At 72.1% G+C, this 18468-nt stretch carries 15 protein-coding genes; 5 read left to right on the forward strand and 10 right to left on the reverse strand.

From position 1 onward, the window contains the following. Nucleotides 1-8: 8 nt before the first annotated feature. The 4 genes from ACFLFB_RS17835 to ACFLFB_RS17850 are packed head-to-tail and all read right to left on the reverse strand — an operon-like array spanning nucleotide 9 to nucleotide 6845. On the reverse strand, nucleotides 9-1682 hold the full coding sequence (locus ACFLFB_RS17835) for an FAD-binding dehydrogenase (RefSeq protein ID WP_392543508.1): 1674 nt from the start codon (nucleotides 1680-1682) through the stop codon (nucleotides 9-11). Between the two features lie 9 nt (nucleotides 1683-1691). After that, the gene (locus ACFLFB_RS17840) at nucleotides 1692-2408 is read right to left on the reverse strand and encodes an HAD family hydrolase (RefSeq protein ID WP_392543509.1); all 717 of its coding nucleotides are present in this window, start codon (nucleotides 2406-2408) and stop codon (nucleotides 1692-1694) included. Nucleotides 2409-2418: 10 nt separating this feature from the next. Next, nucleotides 2419-4368, reverse strand: a complete 1950-nt coding sequence (locus tag ACFLFB_RS17845) for a metallophosphoesterase family protein (RefSeq protein WP_392543510.1) — start codon at nucleotides 4366-4368, stop codon at nucleotides 2419-2421. Then, complete coding sequence (locus ACFLFB_RS17850) at nucleotides 4365-6845, reverse strand: FAD-dependent oxidoreductase (protein ID WP_392543511.1); 2481 nt, start codon at nucleotides 6843-6845, stop codon at nucleotides 4365-4367. The genes ACFLFB_RS17845 and ACFLFB_RS17850 overlap by 4 nt, the downstream gene beginning before the upstream one ends. A 250-nt stretch (nucleotides 6846-7095) precedes the next feature. Between ACFLFB_RS17850 and ACFLFB_RS17855 the strand changes: the two genes are divergently transcribed. The 3 genes from ACFLFB_RS17855 to ACFLFB_RS17865 are packed head-to-tail and all read left to right on the forward strand — an operon-like array spanning nucleotide 7096 to nucleotide 10520. Then, nucleotides 7096-8811, forward strand: coding sequence for an alpha/beta fold hydrolase (locus ACFLFB_RS17855; protein WP_392543512.1), 1716 nt, complete (start codon nucleotides 7096-7098; stop codon nucleotides 8809-8811). Between the two features lie 43 nt (nucleotides 8812-8854). Then, entirely contained in the window at nucleotides 8855-10318 is a 1464-nt protein-coding gene (locus ACFLFB_RS17860) for a hypothetical protein (protein WP_392543513.1), read from the forward strand. Between the two features lie 28 nt (nucleotides 10319-10346). Further along, complete coding sequence (locus ACFLFB_RS17865) at nucleotides 10347-10520, forward strand: hypothetical protein (RefSeq protein ID WP_392543514.1); 174 nt, start codon at nucleotides 10347-10349, stop codon at nucleotides 10518-10520. Between the two features lie 27 nt (nucleotides 10521-10547). Here ACFLFB_RS17865 and ACFLFB_RS17870 read toward each other — a convergent pair whose 3' ends face one another. Both ACFLFB_RS17870 and ACFLFB_RS17875 read right to left on the reverse strand, forming a co-directional pair. Next, complete coding sequence (locus ACFLFB_RS17870; RefSeq protein ID WP_392543515.1) at nucleotides 10548-11138, reverse strand: dihydrofolate reductase family protein; 591 nt, start codon at nucleotides 11136-11138, stop codon at nucleotides 10548-10550. A 207-nt stretch (nucleotides 11139-11345) separates the two neighbouring features. Continuing rightward, on the reverse strand, nucleotides 11346-12023 hold the full coding sequence (locus ACFLFB_RS17875) for a M15 family metallopeptidase (RefSeq protein WP_392543516.1): 678 nt from the start codon (nucleotides 12021-12023) through the stop codon (nucleotides 11346-11348). Between the two features lie 87 nt (nucleotides 12024-12110). On the opposite strand from ACFLFB_RS17875, the gene ACFLFB_RS17880 reads away from it, so the two are divergent. Both ACFLFB_RS17880 and ACFLFB_RS17885 read left to right on the forward strand, forming a co-directional pair. Then, on the forward strand, nucleotides 12111-12782 hold the full coding sequence (locus tag ACFLFB_RS17880; RefSeq protein ID WP_392543517.1) for a response regulator transcription factor: 672 nt from the start codon (nucleotides 12111-12113) through the stop codon (nucleotides 12780-12782). After that, nucleotides 12775-13869 (forward strand): sensor histidine kinase, encoded by a 1095-nt coding sequence (locus ACFLFB_RS17885; RefSeq protein WP_392543518.1) that lies wholly within the window; start codon nucleotides 12775-12777, stop codon nucleotides 13867-13869. The genes ACFLFB_RS17880 and ACFLFB_RS17885 overlap by 8 nt, the downstream gene beginning before the upstream one ends. A 1-nt stretch (nucleotide 13870) precedes the next feature. Here ACFLFB_RS17885 and ACFLFB_RS17890 read toward each other — a convergent pair whose 3' ends face one another. The 4 genes from ACFLFB_RS17890 to ACFLFB_RS17905 are packed head-to-tail and all read right to left on the reverse strand — an operon-like array spanning nucleotide 13871 to nucleotide 18412. Further along, complete coding sequence (locus ACFLFB_RS17890) at nucleotides 13871-14755, reverse strand: alpha/beta hydrolase (RefSeq protein WP_392543519.1); 885 nt, start codon at nucleotides 14753-14755, stop codon at nucleotides 13871-13873. A 5-nt stretch (nucleotides 14756-14760) separates the two neighbouring features. Continuing rightward, nucleotides 14761-16119 (reverse strand): cytochrome P450, encoded by a 1359-nt coding sequence (locus tag ACFLFB_RS17895; RefSeq protein ID WP_392543520.1) that lies wholly within the window; start codon nucleotides 16117-16119, stop codon nucleotides 14761-14763. Further along, nucleotides 16116-16595 (reverse strand): nuclear transport factor 2 family protein, encoded by a 480-nt coding sequence (locus ACFLFB_RS17900; RefSeq protein ID WP_392543521.1) that lies wholly within the window; start codon nucleotides 16593-16595, stop codon nucleotides 16116-16118. The genes ACFLFB_RS17895 and ACFLFB_RS17900 overlap by 4 nt, the downstream gene beginning before the upstream one ends. Further along, the gene (locus ACFLFB_RS17905; RefSeq protein ID WP_392543522.1) at nucleotides 16592-18412 is read right to left on the reverse strand and encodes a peroxidase family protein; all 1821 of its coding nucleotides are present in this window, start codon (nucleotides 18410-18412) and stop codon (nucleotides 16592-16594) included. Before ACFLFB_RS17905 ends, ACFLFB_RS17900 begins: the two co-directional genes overlap by 4 nt. Nucleotides 18413-18468 lie beyond the last annotated feature (56 nt).

Raw genomic sequence — 18468 nt, forward strand, 5'->3', positions numbered from 1 at the left:
GGCCCCGGTCACAGGGCCGAGGCGGCGGCCCGGCCCGCCGTCCTCCCGGAGAACAGGCAGCCGCCGACGAAGGTGCCCTCGAGCGCGCGGTAGCCGTGCACCCCACCGCCGCCGAACCCGGACACCTCGCCCGCGGCGTACAGGCCGGGCACCGGCTCACCGCCCGCGCCGAGGACGCGCCCCGAGAGGTCGGTGTGCAGGCCGCCGAGGGTCTTGCGCGAGAGCACCCGCAGCCGCACCGCCACGAGCGGCCCGTGCTTGGGGTCGAGGATGCGGTGCAGCGGGTAGGCGCGCTTGGTGAGCCGGTCGCCCCGGTACCCGCGCGCCGCCCGGATCGCGGCGACCTGGGAGTCCTTGGTGTAGTCGTTCTCCACCTGCCGGTCGCGCTCGACCACCTGCCGCTCGATGTGGGCGGCGTCGAGCGGGGCGTCCGGCGTGAGGGCGTTCATCTTCGCGACGAGCTCGGTGAGGGTGACGGCGGTGAGCCAGTCCTCGCCGTTGTCGAGGAAGGCCTTCACCGACGGCGTGACCTTGGTGATGGGCCGCTTGAGCACCTCGCGGTAGCGCCGCTCGGTGAGGTCGAGGTTCTGCTCGGAGCCCGACAGCGCGAACTCCTTGCCGGCGATCGAGGAGTTGAGGATGAACCACGAGTGGTCGAAACCGGTGTGCCGCAGGTGGTCGAGCGTCCCCAGGGTGTCGAAGCCGGGGAAGAACGGAGCCGGCAGGCGGTTCCCCGCGCCGTCGAACCACATCGAGCTCGGGCCCGGGAGGATGCGGATGGCGTGGCCCGGCCAGATCGGGTTCCAGTTGCGGACGCCCTCGACGTAGTGCCACATGCGGTCCCGGTTGACGACGGTGCCACCCGCGGCCTCGGTGATGGCGATCATCCGGCCATCGACGTACGCGGGTACACCCGTGAGCAGCTCGCTCGGCGGATCCCCCAGCCGCGCAGGCCAGTTCGCGCGCACGAGGTCGTGGTTGCCGCCGATGCCGCCCGAGGTGACGATGACCGCCATCCCGCCGTACTCGAAGTCGCCCACGACCTCGCGGCTGCTCGCGACCCCACGCGGCGAGGGGTCGTCGGCCAGTACCGCGCCCCGCGCGCCGGTGACCGTGCCGCCGGTGACGACGAGCTCGTCGACCCGGTGCCGCGGCCGGTAGAACACCCGCCCCGCCGCGATGTGCTCGCGCACCCGGGCCTCGAACGGGGCCACCACCCCGGTCCCGGTCCCCCACGGCACGTGGAACCGCGGCACCGAGTTGCCGTGACCGCCGGACGTGCCGTCGCCGCGCTCGGCCCAGCCGACGATCGGGAAGAAGGTGATGCCGCGCTCGCGCAGCCACGACCGCTTCTCGCCGGCCGCCCACTCGACGTAGGCCCGCCCCCACTGGCGCCCCCAGTGGTCGGGCCCCGGGGTGCCGTCGTCGGCGACGAGCCGGTCCCATCCGGCGGTGCCCTGCCAGTCCTGCCAGGCGAGGTCGAAGGAGTCGGAGATGCCCATCCGGCGCTGCTCGGGGCTGTCGACGAGGAAGAGGCCGCCGAAGCTCCAGAACGCCTGGCCGCCGAGGTTGGCCTCGCTCTCCTGGTCGAGGAGCACGACCGAGCGCCCCGCCTCGGCCAGCTCGCAGGTGGCCACGAGACCGGCCAGACCGGCTCCCACGACGACGACGTCGGCATCCATGGGTGAACCCTAGGGCCGCAGGACGACGACGCGCCCGCCCTGCACCACGGTGGAGAGGTGCGCGACGTCCTCGACGACGAGGTCCGCCACCTCCTCGAGCTCGGCCCGCGGCGTGGTGCCGAGCACCCCGACGAGCCCGCGGCACCCGGCCGCCCGCGCCGCCCGCAGGCCGGCGACGGAGTCCTCGACGACGAGGCACTGCGCCGGGTCGACGCCCAGCCGGCGCGCGCCCTCGAGCCACGGGTCGGGCCACGGCTTGCCGCGCTCGACGTCGCTCGCGGTGACGACGACCGCGGGGTGCGGCAGCCGGGTCGCCGTGAGCCGGGCCTCGGCGAGGTCGTCGGTGCTCGAGGTGACGATGGCGGTGGGCACTCCCCCGGCCTCCAGCGCCCGCAGCAGCTCGGCCGCTCCCGGCAGCACGGTGATGCCGTCGACGTCGGCCACCTCGATCTCGCGGATGCGCGCGAACGCGCTCTCGCGCAGGTCCTCGGGCAGGAGGTTGGCGATGACGTTGGCCGCGGTGACCCCGTGGAAGCCCCGCAGCCGCTCGGGGTCGACGCCGTGCTCGGCGCACCAGAGCACCCACGACCGCTCGACCGACGCGATGGAGTCGATGAGGGTGCCGTCCATGTCGAGCAGCACCGCGCCGAACGGCTCCGCGTAGGGCGCGTCGAATGGCTCGGGGAGGGGCTCGGTGGAGGCGGTGGCGTGCGCGGGGAGACCCATGCACCCCAGCCTAGGTCGCGGCCTCCGCCACCCCGGCGTCGCCGCCGCCCGTGAGACGTTCCGGGCCCCGCGCCGGCGGGTGGAGGTCCTCCTCGGTCCAGTCGGGGCGGCGCGCGTCGTCGGAGGCCGAGGAGAGCACGAGGGTCGGGAGCACGGTGAACGGCTCCTCGATGAGCCGCGGCACCGGGAGCGCCTCGGCCGGCACCGGGATGCGCGTGGGGCGGCCGCGCGACGTCGGCACGGCGGCCGGGGAGATCTCGTACTCGCGCACCAGCTCCTCGGTCACCACGGGGTACACGGTGAGCGCACCGGACGGGTCGAGGCGGATCCGGAGGAAGCCCTTCCCCTCCTCGACGGCCTGGCCCATCATCGCCCACGAGTTCAGGCCGCGGCTCTTGAAGACGACGATCCACACGCCGAGCGCGGTGGCGCCCAACGTCCCGCCGATGACGGCGACCCCGATGACGACCGCGAGGAACTTCGGCCACGGGCCCAGGGCCGACGCGTTGCCGGGCAGCAGGGCGAGCCCCACGAAGCAGGCGCACGCGACGAGAGTCTGGCTGAGGGTCAGCACGAGGGCGCTCACCGACATCAGGGGAGGTCGCCCGCGCAGCTTCGGCAGCAGGGAGATGACGACGAGGATCCCGATGAGCGCGAGCAGCCCGCCGCCGAACGTGAACAGCTTGCGCGGCCCGGCCGAGAGGTACGCGTCGACGATCCGGACGTTGCCACTGACGCCCACGCCCTGCCAGAACCCCAGGAGGATGACGAGGAAGATCACGACGTGCGCGACGGCGAAGAAGCTGAGCACCCCGGGGTTGCGGCGCAGGATCCACTCCTTGCGCCACGGCAGGCCGAGGCGGGCGACCGTGGCGGCGGAGTCCTCGACGGCCGGGTAGGTCGCACCCTGCCGGACGAAGTCGGCCTCGCCGTCCCCCTCGCGCCAGCTCCGCGAGTCCTCGGGGAGCAGCTTGAGCCGCTCGGCCAGGCCGTGCGTGACGTCGAGGTACGCCCCGCCGAGGCCGCACGTCACCATCTGCCGGGCGGAGCCGGGGGGTGCGTCAGGGACGTCGACCTCCTCGGCGTAGCGCATGTAGTGGTGCTTGTCGCCGCTGAGCCAGAGCCGGGCCTGCGCGCCGGTCGACTCGCGGTCGGTGGTTCCGGGGATCCGGCGGCTCGCGATGAAGTTGCGCTCGAACCACTCGAGCCCGTTGAAGGCGTCCGGGTTGCCGGAGGACGCCATCAGCCACGCCGGGGTCGCGGCGCAGACGATGACGCTGTCGCCCTCCTGGAGGTTGGCGGTGAGGGTCTGCTCGAAGTAGGTGAGCTGCGGGTCGTCGAAGTAGGAGTCGAGCTGGCTGTCGAGCCCGATGAGCCACCAGCCGTGGGGCAGGCGCGCGGTGAAGTAGCTGCGCTTCTGCTCGGTGCGCCAGCCGCCGATGGAGCGGCCCTGGGTGAACAGGCGCAGGAACGCGGTGAGCCCGTCGTACCAGTCGTGGTTGCCGGGGAGCACGAGCATGAGCGGCTGCGGGTCGGCCGAGGGCATCGCGGCGCGGAACGGCCCGACGAAGCGGTCGTCGTACGCCCGCGACGACGCGGTCGGGTACACCTGGTCGCCGCCGAGGACGAGGAGGTCGCCGCGGGGCAGGGTGGCCGCGACCCCCTCCACCTCCAGCGTCGGCTGCCCGAGCAGGGCGGCGACGGTGTAGGTGGCGTCGAACCCGTCGCCCGTGTCGGCGGTGTAGTCGAGCCAGAGCCCGCCGTCCGGGTTCGCCACGACCTCCACGACGTCGGCCTCGAAGACCTTCTGCAGCTCGCGCTTGTCGGCGTAGTTGCCGAAGATCTCCGAGAGCAGCGAGCTGCCGTACGTCCTCAGCTCGCTCGGCGACAGCCAGCGCACCGCGTCCTTGGCCTCGAAGTTGAGCACCGAGTAGTGCTCGGCCAGCTCGTGACGCTTCACGGGCGGTCCCCCTCGTTCCTCGGCACCATGGATCCGTACACGGCCCAGAGCTGCCCGAGGAACAGCGAGCCGAAGCTGTCGACCGTGCGCACCGGGTCCCCGCCCCACGTGCGGAACGTCGTGAGCTGGCGCAGGAAGTCGGGCACGTGGATCGTCACGATGCCCGAGGCCACCGTGCGGCCCTCGTCGGTGCCCGGCGGCTCGTGCCCCTCGCGGACGGTGACGAACAGGGTCGAGGTGTCGCGCCACAGGTCCAGGCCCGCCTCGTCGCGCACCTGCTTCACGCCCGTGAACGTCATGGGGTTGCCGCCGGGGCCGGTGAGCCACAGGCGGTAGAGCATCTGCCGGGCGTCGGGGTCGTCGGCCTCGGTGAACAGGTTGAACCACCCCTGCTCGACCTCCAGGTGGCCTCCGAGCAGGCCGCACTCGACGTGGCCGATCGCCGACCCCTCGTGCCCGCGGTCGGTGACGAAGCGGTCGACGTCGTCGACCGAGATGGTCAGCTCGAACTCCAGGCGCTCACGGTGGTGGCGGCCGCGTTCGTAGGCGGTGCGGGGGTCGTCCTCACCGAGCGCCGCGAACCCCTTCATCCACTCGGTGAACCGGATGCCGTTGACCGCAGCGCCCGGTTCGGCTGCGGCGGCGGCCGACACGGCGGCGGCGGTCACGGCCTCCACCGCCTCCACGGCCTCGGCGGCGGCGTCCTCCAGCGCCTCGACCTTCTCCACCGCCTCCGCGGTCGCCTGCTCCAGAGCCGCGACCTCCGGGGGGAGCGCGACGGCCGCTGCCCGGGGCGACTCCCCGGCCTCGAGGAGGTGGGTGCAGGCGCGGTCGGAGACGGCGGCGATGGTCAGGGACGGGTTGGGGCCGACGGGTCCGGGCAGCAGCGCGCCGTCGAGGACGTAGAGACCCGGGTGTCCGAACACCTCGCCGTACTGGTCGCAGACGCCCGTGCGCGGGTCGGTGGACATGGGCGCCCCGCCGAGCGGGTGCACGGTGATGACGCGCCGCGCCCACCACAGCGGGTTGTCGTAGAACGCGCCGCCGAGCTCGGCGGCGATCCGGCGCATCGTGTCGCGGACGCCCTGGAAGAAGTCGGTGGAGGTCTCGGTGGTCCAGGTGACGCCGAGCCGCCCGTCGCCGTCGAGGCGCAGGACGCCGTCGGGGACGTCGCGGCCCATGCCGAGCAGGGGCAGGGACGAGCTGGTGAGGCGGCCGTCACCGAGGAGGGAGGCGAGGTCGCCGCCGATGACCGAGTCGCCCCGCTCGGCGACCTCGTTGGCCACCCGCTCCACGGCGAAGCGTGCGGCCCTCGAGATCAGGCCCGCACCCTGCACCGTCTCGGCGAGCCAGGCCCCGAAGGAGGGGTAGCCGGCGTCCTGCACGTAGTGACCGCGCCCGACGGACCCGTCGCCGTCCACGGTGTCCCCCACCCGGATCGCGCTCGTGATGACGGGGCCCTGGTTGGCGTCGAGGTCACGTCCGGCGCCGTGCTTGGCCGCCCCGAGGACGAAGCCGAGGAGGTCCCCGTTGCCCGAGAAGCGGCTGCCCAAGGCCTTGCCCAGCCCGGGGAGGGCGGCGCGGTTGCGGAGCAGGAGGTAGCCCGTGCCGAACGTCCCGGCCGCGAGGACGAGGCGCTCGCAGCGGATGGTGCGGACCGGCAGGTCGACGGCCGGCTCGCCGTCGGCGCCGGTGTGGATGACGTAGGTGACCTCGTACCCGCCGCCGGTGAGCGGCCGGAACCCCTTGACCTCGTGGCGGACCCGCAGGTCGGCGCCCTGGTGCTTCGCGGCCGAGAGGTACGTGTGGTCGAGGGTGTTCTTGGCCCCGTCGTTGCAGCCGAGGTCGCACTCGCCGCACAGGCGACAGGTGGCCCGCGGCATCCCGTGGAGGTTGCCGTACCCGGGGGTCTCGATCTCGCCGAGGCGCACGGGGGGTTCGCCCCGGCGGCGGGAGAAGCTGACCGCCAGGGGTGGCAGCTGGAGGGCGAGCCCGGCGCCCTGGGCGGCCTCGCGCATCGCCGCGGTCTTCGGGGTGTCCGGGTAGGGGTAGGGCGAGGTGCCGATCATGTCCTCGACGACGTCGTAGTGCGGTTCGAGGTCGGCGCGGCTCACCGGCCACTCCTCGTACCCGCCCCCGGGCAACGGGTCCTCGTGGACGAACCACGACTCGTCCTTCCGCAGCAGGACGTTGGCGTAGATGAGGGAGCCGCCGCCCAGGCCGCTGGAGACCACGCCGTCGAGGCCGTCGAAGCTCCAGAGGTCGAACAGGCCGTGCCGCCCCACCGCCGGCTCCCAGAAGTTGCGCCCCATGCCGCTCGGTGTCCGGGGGAAGCTGCCCGGGGGGTAGGCGCGCCCGCGCTCGAGGACGACGACCGACCGTCCCGCCTCGGCCAGCCGGTAGGCCGCGACCGACCCACCGAAGCCGGAGCCCACGACGACGACGTCGACGTGCTCGGTGGTGGCGCTCTGCAGCATGGGCTCAACTCCGCTCCGCGGGAACACACATCGGCGTGGCCGCCGGCCCGAGGCACCCTCCCGGCCGTGGTCCGCCGTCCTCAGTGTGGAGGGTCGCGGGGGTCCTCCGCCATGGGTGATCCAAAGTCTCCCGAGCCTGTTCCCCCCGGCGGCAAACGTCGATACGCTCGCCGGAGAGGCCGCCTGGACCGGCTCAGGCGACCCTGTCTCGCCGCCCTGGCCATGCCACGGCGCACGACGGGTGGTGTCCATGAGCGGTTCCGGCCCCGGGGTCGAGACCCGGGGGTCCTTGGGGGGTCCCGGGGTCGAGTTCACCGAGACGATGCGCGGGTTCGCGTCGACGACGGTGACCGACGACTACCGCTCGGGGGCCGAACAGGGCGAGCGCGACGGCTCGGTCCTCGACTTCACCGTCACCGTCACGGCCGACGACGCCCGACGCCTCGTCGACGAGCCTGAGCACCAGGGGCGGATCAACGGCACCGTCACCGCACCAGCCCTGTCCCCCAACCCGATTCGCGTCAGCGACGGTCGGTTCAACCTCCTCGTCCGCGACTCGGGAACGGCCCGTGGGCGGCGGATGCTCTACGCGATGCCGATGGTCACCGACGAGGGCCGCCACCTCCACCTCGACGGGTACAAGCAGATCGAGGACGACGGCGGGCTCGACCTCTGGGCCGACACGACGACCCTCTACGTCACGGTCCGCGAGGGCGACGCGCACGGCGACGTGGTCGCGCGCGGGATCCTCACCATCCACCCGGCCGACTTCGCCAGGCAGCTCACGACGATGAAGGCGGTCGGGGCCGACGGTCCGCTCGACCACCTCGCCGCGATGACGCGCTTCGGCCGCTACTTCGCCGGCTCCCTCAACGAGGTCTTCGGCGGGGTGTTCGCCCACCAGAGCCCGTTCAGCCCTGACGCGCCCCCGCGGGTGCGGCGCCAGCTGCGCTGTGGCACACCGGAGGTGCACGACTTCCGCACGGAGGACGGGGTGGGCCTGCGGCTCACGCGGTTCCGAGGGGGCGACAAGGGCCCGGTGCTCCTCTCGCCGGGGTTCGGCACGTCCTCGCTCGCCTACCTCCTCGACACGACGGAGACGAACTTCCCCGAGTACCTGGTCGAGCAGGGCTACGACGTGTGGATCCTCGACTACCGGGCGAGCCCTGCCCTGCCGTCGGCGTCGACCCAGTTCACCCTCGACGACATCGCCCGGTACGACTACCCGGCGGCCGTCGCCACGGTGCGTGAGGTGACCGGCGCCGAGACCGTGCAGGTCGTGGCCCACTGCATCGGGTCGGTGACCCTGCTCATGGCCCTGGCCCTGGGGCTGAAGGGTGTCCGGCACGCGGTGTCGTCGGTCGTGACGTTCCACCCCCGCTCGGGGACGGTGAACGCACTGCGGTCGGGCATCCACGCGGCCGACGCGCTCCAGGCCCTGGGGGTCGACACGCTGACCACCGACGTCGACCGCGACCCGTCGTGGGCCGAGCGGCTGTACGACGCTGCGCTGCACCTGTACCCGGCAGGTGAGGAGCAGTGCGGCCTGCCGTTCTGCCGCCGGGTGATGTTCACCTACGGCGAGGTGTACGACCACGACCAGCTCAACGACGCGACGCACCGCCACCTCCACGAGGCGTTCGGGGTCGCGAACATGACGACCTTCAAGCAGATCACCCTCGCCCTGCGCACCGGCCACGTCGTCGCGGCCGACGGCTCCGACGACTACGTCACGGCGCTGGGGAACCTCGCGCTGCCCATCACCTTTCTCCACGGCGAGAACAACCGGCTCTTCCTCCCCGAGGGCAGCCGGCTCACCTACGAGGCACTGCGCGAGGCGAACGACCCCGACCTCTACACGCGCCACGTCATCCCCGGGTACGCGCACATGGACCTGTTCATCGGCAAGGACGCCGCCCGCGACGTGTACCCGGTGATCACCGCCGAGCTCGACCGCCACGCCTGACCGCCCGACCCGCCCCGCTCCACCCGACCACCAGGGAGTGCGCATGACCGACCACGCCGAGGTCCTCTCCGAGCCCGCCCCCGACGACGGTCACGGGCACTCCCCGCTCAAGGACCTCTTCGAGTACCCCCTGATGTCGGCGCTCACCCAGCGGCGCACCCGGCGCATCCCGCGCGGTCAGTCGGTGGACGCCGGGCCGCTCAGCCACGAGAGCACCAACGACCCCGCGCCGCTGACGCCGCTCGAGGAGGCCCTCCTCATCACCTGCATCACCGGGATCACGGGGATCACCACGCACGACGGGCCGCTGACCAAGCAGAACGGGAAGCCCGAGCTCGGGACGCCCTTCCTCCACGTGCTGGCGCGCACCGGCAGCAGCGCCGACAACTGCCAGGCGACGTCGTTCTTCATGATCAACGACGACGGCATCTTCCTGCTGCGCCACCCGACCGGCTCCGACGCCCTGGAGATGTACAACTCCCGCCCGCGCGACTGGTCGACATGGACCGAGGCCGACTGGCTCGACGCCGCCGAACGGTGCAAGGTGCGCGTCTCCACCCGCCGGGTCGAGTTCCCGCGCGAGTGGCCGTACTACCTCGGCTGGAACGCGCAGGCGTCGAACACCCCCGGCACCACGCTGTTCTTCCCCGTCGTCGACTGCACCTGGCAGTACATCAACGCGCTGCTCATCCTCGCGAGCGAGCCCGACGGCAAGCGCTCGATGCTCATCGACGACTGGCGGACCTTCAAGCCCAGCGGCGCCGTGGAGTGGGCGGCCAAGATCGGTGGCGCGCTGCACCTCACCGAGAAGATCCCGTACCAGCCGATCGGCGGGTTGAAGTACGTCCGTGAGGGGTTCGTCAGCAAGGACAACGTCGCCCCGCTCGGGTTCGGCCACACGCTGCGCACCGACTACGAGGCGTTCTTCTACTTCCAGAACCTCATGCTGCTCGGCCAGGCGATGGGGCTGGGCGGCTGGATCCACGGCGCGGTGTTCACGCCGTACATCTGGCAGACCGACCCGGCGAAGGGCTGGTACGGACTGGGCTTCCGGCTCGACGACGCCAAGGAGCTCTCGCCGTGGGCGCCGGTCCCGGCGTCGCAGCCGAACCCGGTCGGCATCGACGGCATCCTCGAGGGGCTGTGCCCGCCGTACGTGTCGTCGATGGACGAGGCGGTCGACCGTGTCATCGAGGCCAAGTACGGCGCCACCGGCACGGCCTACGGCAACGAGAAGGTCTGGTCGAGCCCGTACCGGTCGGCCGAGGACGCCAAGTCGTACGTCGACCAGGGAACCCGGTTCGGGCCCAAGCAGGTCCAGTACGTCAAGGACGCGTGCACCTACCTCTACGAGACCTACGGCCGTTTCCCCGCCCACGTCGACGCGTTCTACTCACCCGGGATGTGGCTGCAGTTCTCGCACCTGGAGATGGAGTACTACGACCGCTTCTTCGACCCCTCGCAGTACACCCGCCAGGCCGCCCACGACGGCCTCTGGCACCCCTGACCCCACCTCTTCGACGACGGGAGCGTCCGTGCAGCGTCTCTTCTCCGGCCTGCGCCGGGCCGGCCGATGGGTGGGCGCGCGCCTGTCCCGGGTCGTCGCCGACAGCCCACCGTCGCGTCGCCCGCCGGGGAGCAACGACATCCCGAACAGCAACGGGGAGGGCGGCCGCGTCATCTCCAGCGGCGACTCGTCCTCCTCGTAGCCGCTGACCAATGCCTCCGGGTCGGGGTCACCGCAGGACGGGGTAGCGCAGGTGGGTGACGCCGACGCCCTGCACCACCACGGGGTCGCCGAGGACGGCCGGCGTGGCGGTGAGGTGGTCGAGGAGCCGGACGCCGGAGCCCAGGAGCACTGCCGCGAGGTCGACGTGGAGCTCGTCGAGCAGGCCCGCGTTGAGGCACTGCTGGATGGTGTCGGCGCCGTGGAGCGCGACGGCCTTCCCACCCGCGGCCTCCGTGGCCTGCGCCACGGCGCTCTCGATGCCGTCGGTGACGAAGTGGATCGTCGAGTCGGGACGCGACCACCCGTCCGGAGCGTCGTGGGTGAGGACGAAGGCCGGGCCCCAGGCGTGGTTCCCGCCCCAGCCCTGTGCGGCGTCGAAGGTGCGGCGGCCGGTGATGATGGCGCCCAGCTGCGAGGTGAGCTCGTGCCAGTGCGCGGCGCTGCCCTCGGACATGCGGAACGTCATCGGGTCCGAACCCCCGGTGTGGATCTCGACGTCGCCGGCGCCGTACCAGTCGAACACCTCCGCCACCCCACCCTCGGGATCGGCGACGAAGCCGTCGAGCGACATGGACATGATGGCGATGGTCTTCGACATGGTGGGTTCCTTCCCCTCGGGACACAGGACGCGAGGCGGCATCCGGGCCGCTCTCATCTTCACGACGAACGCCCCGGCCCGGATGCGACAGCGTCCGGGCAGAAATCCCCGGATGTCACGGGGATGACGCGCAAACCCTGCGATGGCGCGGGTACAGCTGCGTCATCGCGGGACTTCTGCGTCATCCGTGGGTCGGCACCCGGGGGCTCAGCGCTGCATGCGGGGGTCATCCGTGGGGTCGGCGTACTCGCGCGGACAGCCGTCGGTGGCGGCGGCCGGGCGCAGCTCGAAGTGCCAGGGCTCGTTGCGGAAGATCTGGCACAACCCGTACGCGGCGCCGTGGCGCGACAGCCAGGTGGTGGCTTCGCCGTTCCCCATGTCGACCGCGTCGCCGGAGACGTGGGGCGAGGTGGCGGGTGTGGCGACCCAGCGGGCCGCCTTGGCGCGGGAGCCGTACTGCGAGACCGCGTCCTCGAGGAGCTGCTCCTGGTAGGTCTTCGACCGCCAGCCGCTGTTGAGGGTGAGCACGACGCCGTCGCCCTCGGCATCGGCGGCAGCCCGGCGCAACGCCTTGAGGAGGGCCGGGTCCAAGCGGGCCACACCGGGATACGTATCGAACACGGTGGCGCCGTCGGGGAGGCGACCGTCGGCGGTCCCGAGCCCACCGTCCTCCCTCGACCCGGGCGGACCGGGCGGGGCGTCGAGCACCGCGGTGCTCAGCCCGTCCTCGGTGGTCGCCGGCACCGCGACGCTGATCGGTCCGCGCGACGACGAGGCCGGCGGGGCGCTGCATCCGGCGACACCGACGACACAGAGCGCCACGAGCACCACGGCGAGCGCGGGCGACGGGCGGCGACGGGTCATGAGGGCGGGGGCGTAGGGCATGCCGACCAGTCAAGGCAGCGGCACGTTGCCGGCACGTATGCCCTTCTCGATACGCCGACGATACGAACGCGTCCCTACGATCGGGGCATGCGTGTGCTGGTGGTCGAGGACGAGCCCCTCCTCGCGGGCGCCATCCGCGACGGCCTGCGGCTCGAGGCGATCGCCGCCGACACCGCCGGCGACGGCGACACCGCCATGGAGCTGCTGGGCCTCAACGCCTACGACATCGCCGTGCTCGACCGCGACATCCCCGGCCCCTCGGGCGACGAGGTCGCCCGCCACATCGTGGCCTCGGGCAGCGGCATCCCGATCCTCATGCTCACCGCCGCCGACCGCCTCGACGACAAGGCCTCCGGCTTCGAGCTCGGCGCCGACGACTACCTCACCAAGCCGTTCCAGCTCCAGGAGCTCGTCCTCCGGCTGCGCGCCCTGGACCGCCGCCGCGGCCACCACCGACCGCCGGTGCGCGAGCTCGCCGGCCTGCGGCTCGACCCGTTCCGCCGCGAGGTCTTCCGCGACGGGCGCTACGTCGCCCTGACCCGCAAGCAGTTCGCCGTGCTCGAGGTCCTCGTCGCCGCCGAGGGAGGGGTCGTCAGTGCCGAGGAGCTCCTCGAGCGGGCGTGGGACGAGAACGCCGACCCGTTCACCAACGCCGTGCGCATCACCGTCTCCGCCCTGAGGAAGCGCCTGGGCGAGCCGTGGGTCATCGCCACCGTCGCCGGGGTCGGGTACCGCATCGACACGCCGTCGGATGGCTAGGCCGCCGGGCCTGAGCGTCCGGGCCAGGCTGACGCTCAGCTACGCGGCCTTCGTCATGGTCGCAGGAGCGCTGCTCATCGCGACGGCGTGGCTCTTCATCCTGCGCTACGTGCCCGACCAGGCGACCTTCGGCCCGGGTCCGTGGCAACCGACGCGCACGGACCTGAAGAACGCGTTCGTGCCGCGGGCGTTCCAGGCCATGGCCGTGCTCCTGGTCTTCGGACTGGTCGGTGGGTGGTGGCTCGCCGGCCGGATGCTCGCGCCGCTGTCCCGCATCACCGAGGCGACGCGCACCGTCGCCGGCGGATCGTTGTCGCACCGGATCCGCCTCGAGGGCAGGGAGGACGAGTTCCGCGAGCTCGCCGACGCCTTCGACACGATGGTCGCCCGGCTCGACGCCCAGGTCGCCGAGCAGCAGCGCTTCGCCGCCAACGCCTCCCACGAGCTGCGCACCCCTCTCGCGATCACCCAGACCCTCCTCGACGTCGCCCGCAGGGACCCCGCCCACGACCACCGCGAGCTGCTCGACCGGCTCCACCACGTCAACAGCCGCGCCGTCGGGCTCACCGAGGCCCTGCTCCTGCTCAGCCGCGCCGACCAGGGCAGCTTGGCCCGCGAGGGGGTCGACCTGTCGCTGCTCGCGGAGGACGCGGCCGAGACCCTGCTCCCCCTCGCCGAGGCCCGGGGCGCCACCATCGAGACCTCGGGTGAGGCCGCGCCGACCGTGGGGTCGCGCCCCCTCCTGCAACAGCTCGTGACCAACCTCGTGCACAACGCGGTCGTCCACAACCTGCCCACCGGTGGCACCGTGCGGGTCACCACCGGCACCGAGCCGGAGGCCGCCCTCCTCACCGTGGAGAACACCGGGGAGCCGCTGACCGCCGCGCTGGTGTCCACCCTCACCGAGCCGTTCCAGCGCGGGACGGCGCGCACCCACACCGACCACGCCGGCACCGGCCTCGGGCTGGCCATCGTCGACAGCATCGCCCGCGCCCACGGCGGGACCCTCGCCCTGGCCCCGCGGGCCGAGGGCGGGCTCGTCGTCATCGTGCGCCTGCCGGCGGCAGCACCAGAGGATGTTCGCTAGCTCAGAGGTGCCCGTCGAAGAACTCGGCGACGCCGTCGGGCTGCTCGGTGACGTACCGGTACCCGGCATACCGATCCGTCGAGGGGTACTCGACCAGGGGCAGGGCATGCGGCGTCGCCGCCACCATCGAGCGGACGTCGTCCATCGACCCCCACTGGTCACCCGTGCCCTGCACGTAGCGGACCACGGTGTCCCCCAGCTGTTTCGCCGGGACCGCGGGGTTCTCACTGCTCGGCCGCGGCGCCCGCAGGACCCAGTAGACGAGGTCCATCGAGCGGCTCATGAACGGACCGAGCGGACCGAGGACGTCGCGCGCGAAGTTCGCGTTGAAGTGCGCCACGACCGCCGGCTGGACCGCCAGCACCGCCCGCACCGGCTGACAGCGGGGCACGGCGTAGATCGCGGCGTTTCCACCCATCGAGCAGCCGAGGATCCCCACGCGTGCCGGGTCGACCCCGGTCCGCGTCCGGACGTGCTCGACGGCCGCCACCACGTCGGCGGACTCCCGCAGCCCGAAGGTCACCGGGCGCCGGTCGTCGCTGAGCCCGTGGTTGGGCAGGTCGAACAGGAGCACGGAGATCCCCGCGGCGACGAGCGCCTTCGTCGCCGGGAGGAAGTCGACCGCCCGGTCCTCGAACGGCGCCAGGCCCGCCACGTTGCCCAGCCGGTTCCAGAGCCAGCCGTGCACGACGACCACCGCGGGACCGGCCGGAACCGGCTCGCCCGCAACCCGGTTCGGCGTCACGAACCAGCCGCGCAGCACCACCCCGTCGGCCGAGGGGAACTCGGCCTCCTCGTACGCCAGGCCGACGTCGGCGGGGGTGCGGTCCGGGGCGTGGTGCGCCGCGAACATCATCAGGCGGGTGAGGACGAACGGGTTGGGCACCGGCGTCAGCCCGCGTCGACCGGCCCGGACGCGCCTGCGCGTGCGGTGGCCGGCAGCATCGTCACCCGCAACCCCGACTCGGGCAGCGGGAACAGCTCGTTGCTCAGCGTGAGGTCCTGGTCGGGCAGGTCCCACGTGCCGCGCCGCAGCATCAGGGCGAGGTACATCGTGACGGCCACGGTGACGATGTCCTCACCGGGACACCGGTGCCCGCCCCGCTCCCCGTCGCCGTGGGGGACGTAGCTGCCCGGCGCCAGGGCGGCCTCGGCCTCCGGGAGGAAGCGGTCGGGCTCGAAGAGGTCGGCGTCCTCGTGCACGTCGTCGCTGCGCATCGTGATGTGGATGGCGGCGATCGCGCCCCACCCGGCGGGCACCCGGTACCCGTCGATCTCCATCTCGCGGGTCGCCTTGCCGAAGAAGTTCGCCGAGTTCATCGCGAAGTAGCGGCGCACCTCCTTGGAGATCTGGCGCAGGTAGACGAGCCGGTCGAGGTCGTCCATCGTCAGGGGGCCGTCCGGGGCGACCTCGAGGACCTCACGCCGGGCGCGCTCCATGATTCCGGCGTCCTGACCCAGGGCCATCGTCGCCAGGGTCAGGGGCACGAAGTAGCCGCCCTGGCTGGCGAAGATGAGGTGGAGGACGTCGCCGCGCAGCTTGGCCCGCGGCACACCGTGCTCGTCGGCGGCCGCGATCATCCGGGAGACGACGTCGTCGTACTCTCCCGGCCGGGCCGCCTCGTGCCGCGCGATCGACGCGTCGATGATCGCGAAGAGCCGGTCGCGCGCCTTGACCGCCTTGCCGTACGGCATCCCCGGCACGGGCACCGGGATGGTCTGGAACGCCGCCCGCATCGCCGACCCGACCTCGCGGATCTCGTCGGCCGCGGCGTCGCTCTCGTCGCCGAGGTACATGAACCCGGTGAGCCGCGCGCTCATCCGCTCGAGGTCGGGGCGCACGTGCGCCCATCCCGCGTCCGCCCACCCGTCGATGGTGCGCTCCATCACCGCCTGCATCCGCGGGACGTAGGCCGAGATGGCCTCCCGGGTGCGGACCCCGTGCAGCATGACGTCCTTGCGGCTGCGGTGCTCGGGCCCGTCCTCCAGCGCCAGGGAACGCAGGAAGATCTGCTCGACGGAGATGGGGTCGCTGCTCCCCCGCTCGATGGCGGGGTCGGTCGCGAAGCGGTGGAACGCCTCCGCCCCCGACAGCACGACGAAGTTGATGCCGAAGAGCCGGGTCTTGAAGATCGGGCCGTACTTCTCGAAGCGCTCGGTGTAGAAGCCGTGGTTGTTCGCGGCGATGCTCGCGGTCTCGCCGAGCCACGGGAGCCCGAGCCGCCCGGGCGGGAGGGGCGCCTTGGTCACGCGGTCTTCCGCTTCTTGAGGAAGGACGTCACCGGCGAGCTGACCCACGAGCCGCGGAAGACCCAGTTGATCATCATCTGGTTCCACTCGTGGAGCCAGTACTCCTTGATCAGGTGGTTCTCGTCGAGGATGAACAGCCCGACGGCCCGCCCCGGGAGCTTCTTGAACGGGGTCTTGATCGTGTACCTGATGACGACCGAGGTGTAGACCTCGCCGCACAGGATGTCGAGGACCTCGCCCTCGAAGACGCCGTCCTGCACGAACTGCGCCAGCTGCGTGTAGAGCCCGACGATGTCGTCGGTGGTGCGGTAGTCGCCGGACATCTGGTTCTGGCCGGGGTAGTGGATGACGGCGTCCGGGGCGAGCAGCCCGCGGAAGGTCACCATGTCGGCCGACATCAGCGCGTCCCAGTAGGTCTTGATCAGCTGGATCCGCGCCTGGCGGTCCCGCTCGACGTCGGTGGTCGGTTCGGTCATCGCTGCTCCTCCCGGCGCCCCGTGCGCTTCCACGGGGCGAAGGCGTTCTGCACACCCCGCAGGGCCGGGGCGAGCTCGGGGTAGTGCCGCAGGAGGACCGACCCCATGGAGGCGTCCGAGACCCAGTCGAGCCCCGTCTGCGTGTAGTACTCCGCGGTGTAGCAGTTGGTGAGGAAGCGGTCGCTCTTGAGCCGTCGCGACGCCATCAGGATGAAGACGCGAAAAGCGGTGTCGCTGAACCCGAATCCCTTGGGTGGCGTCTCGGCGTGCATGCCGATCTGGAGGTCGACGCGCTCGACGTCGCCGTACATCTCCTCGAGCTCGCGCGCCCAGACCGGGTTGTCGGTGAGCTCGGCGAAGGTGGCGGCCGGCTTGAGGTGCAGCTGGCGGCGGAACTCGTTGTAGCGCGGCACCCCCCGCTCGCGGTCGCGGATGATGTCGACCGCACCGAGGTCGAGGCGGACGCCGTCGGGGAGGGTGAGGTCCTGCAGCCAGCGGGGGAAGTTGTGCAGGACGACCGCGCCGGGGTGCTGGGTGCCGAAGGAGTAGAGCAGGTCGGACGGCTGGATCTCGCCGGCCACGACCTTCTCGGCGTTCTTGAGGATGATCTCCTCGAACGCGGCGGTGTCGAGCACCTCGTCGGCCTCGACGGAGCGGATCTCCAGCTCGTCCGGGAGCAGCGGGTGCAGCCGGTACACCGACACGAACTCCTCGGTCAGCTGGTACGGCGCCCCGTGGTGGTCGGTGGGCGACCCCGGGATGCCGCTGATCTCCTCGCTGCTGCCGAGCCGGCCGAACATCCGGTGCAGCTTCTCGCCGGTGAGCCCCCACCAGTTGACGCGCATGCCCACGGTCAGCGCGGGGTGGCCGATGATCGCCGGCGTCCACTCCACCGTGTGGATCTTGGCGATGATCGCGGAGTTGACGAGCTGGGCCGTGCCGAACAGCTCGTCGTCGCTCATCTGCGGGTGCGCCTTCTTCAGCGCGTCACAGATCGCGTTGTGCTCCAACGTGAACAGCGTGTGCAGCAGCCCGAGACCCACCCACCAGTTCTCGCTGAACCCGGTGACGGCGGTGCCCGTGGCGACGTCGACCGGGAGGCGGCCGTTCTCCACGACGAGCTTGCCGTCGACGAAGGTCCGCACGCGCTGCTGCTTCTCCGGCGAGCTGCCGTAGATGCCCGAGGAGTCCCACCAGTGCGACTCGCTGTTGACGTACGTGGGCGGCAGGTGGGCGTCGGCGTCGGTGCGCGTGGGGTCCTGGCGGGTGCGGGGCACGCGCATCGGCGACTCGTGCCACTCGTGGCCGTCCGGGAGGTCGACCTCGATGAGGTCGTCCGGCTCGCGACCGTGGGCGAACCAGTCGTGCGTCTGGAACTGGATCCAGGCCGCGGCCAGCAGGTTGAGGGTCGTCGCGGGGACGAACTCCTTGCGGCGCATCAGGGTCCGGCTGATGGTGTGCGGGTTGGGCTCCATCAGGCCGGGCATCGCCTCGGGGAACGCCTTGTCGAGGGCGACGTTGCGCCCGAACCGGGTTCCCGCCATCCCCATGTCGGGGTCGGAGAGGTCGTTGTAGGAGCCGTCGGGGGTGCGGAACCGGGCCGCGAGGTGCGGGCACTGGTCGGCCGTGACCGCGGTCCGCCGGGTGGCGGGGTCGGGGGTGCGCGTGTCGGTGAGGTTGTGCTCGCGCAGCTCGATCCGCAGCGCCATGAGGTTGAACATGCCCGCGAGCCAGGGCAGCTTGTCCCACGACCTGCGCCCGTTGACCCGCGCAAAGCCGCGGACGAGGACGCGATCGGTCAACGACGGCTTGCTCATGGAGCCCCACTCCCGGATGCTCGACCAGCGCGTGGCATCGGCGACGCTGCTGCACA

This window comes from Oryzobacter telluris (genome assembly GCF_043099285.1).
GTDB classification, from domain to species: Bacteria; Actinomycetota; Actinomycetes; order Actinomycetales; family Dermatophilaceae; genus Oryzobacter; species Oryzobacter telluris.

Bases quoted from the DNA above. Each gene is read 5' to 3' on its own strand.
- ACFLFB_RS17835 (WP_392543508.1), bottom strand. From the start codon at position 1,682: ATGGATGCCGACGTCGTCGTCGTGGGAGCCGGTCTGGCCGGTCTCGTG.
- ACFLFB_RS17840 (WP_392543509.1), bottom strand. From the start codon at position 2,408: ATGGGTCTCCCCGCGCACGCCACCGCCTCCACCGAGCCCCTCCCCGAG.
- ACFLFB_RS17850 (WP_392543511.1), bottom strand. From the start codon at position 6,845: ATGCTGCAGAGCGCCACCACCGAGCACGTCGACGTCGTCGTCGTGGGC.
- ACFLFB_RS17855 (WP_392543512.1), top strand. From the start codon at position 7,096: ATGAGCGGTTCCGGCCCCGGGGTCGAGACCCGGGGGTCCTTGGGGGGT.
- ACFLFB_RS17860 (WP_392543513.1), top strand. From the start codon at position 8,855: ATGACCGACCACGCCGAGGTCCTCTCCGAGCCCGCCCCCGACGACGGT.
- ACFLFB_RS17870 (WP_392543515.1), bottom strand. From the start codon at position 11,138: ATGTCGAAGACCATCGCCATCATGTCCATGTCGCTCGACGGCTTCGTC.
- ACFLFB_RS17875 (WP_392543516.1), bottom strand. From the start codon at position 12,023: ATGCCCTACGCCCCCGCCCTCATGACCCGTCGCCGCCCGTCGCCCGCG.
- ACFLFB_RS17880 (WP_392543517.1), top strand. From the start codon at position 12,111: ATGCGTGTGCTGGTGGTCGAGGACGAGCCCCTCCTCGCGGGCGCCATC.
- ACFLFB_RS17885 (WP_392543518.1), top strand. From the start codon at position 12,775: ATGGCTAGGCCGCCGGGCCTGAGCGTCCGGGCCAGGCTGACGCTCAGC.
- ACFLFB_RS17900 (WP_392543521.1), bottom strand. From the start codon at position 16,595: ATGACCGAACCGACCACCGACGTCGAGCGGGACCGCCAGGCGCGGATC.
- ACFLFB_RS17905 (WP_392543522.1), bottom strand. From the start codon at position 18,412: ATGAGCAAGCCGTCGTTGACCGATCGCGTCCTCGTCCGCGGCTTTGCG.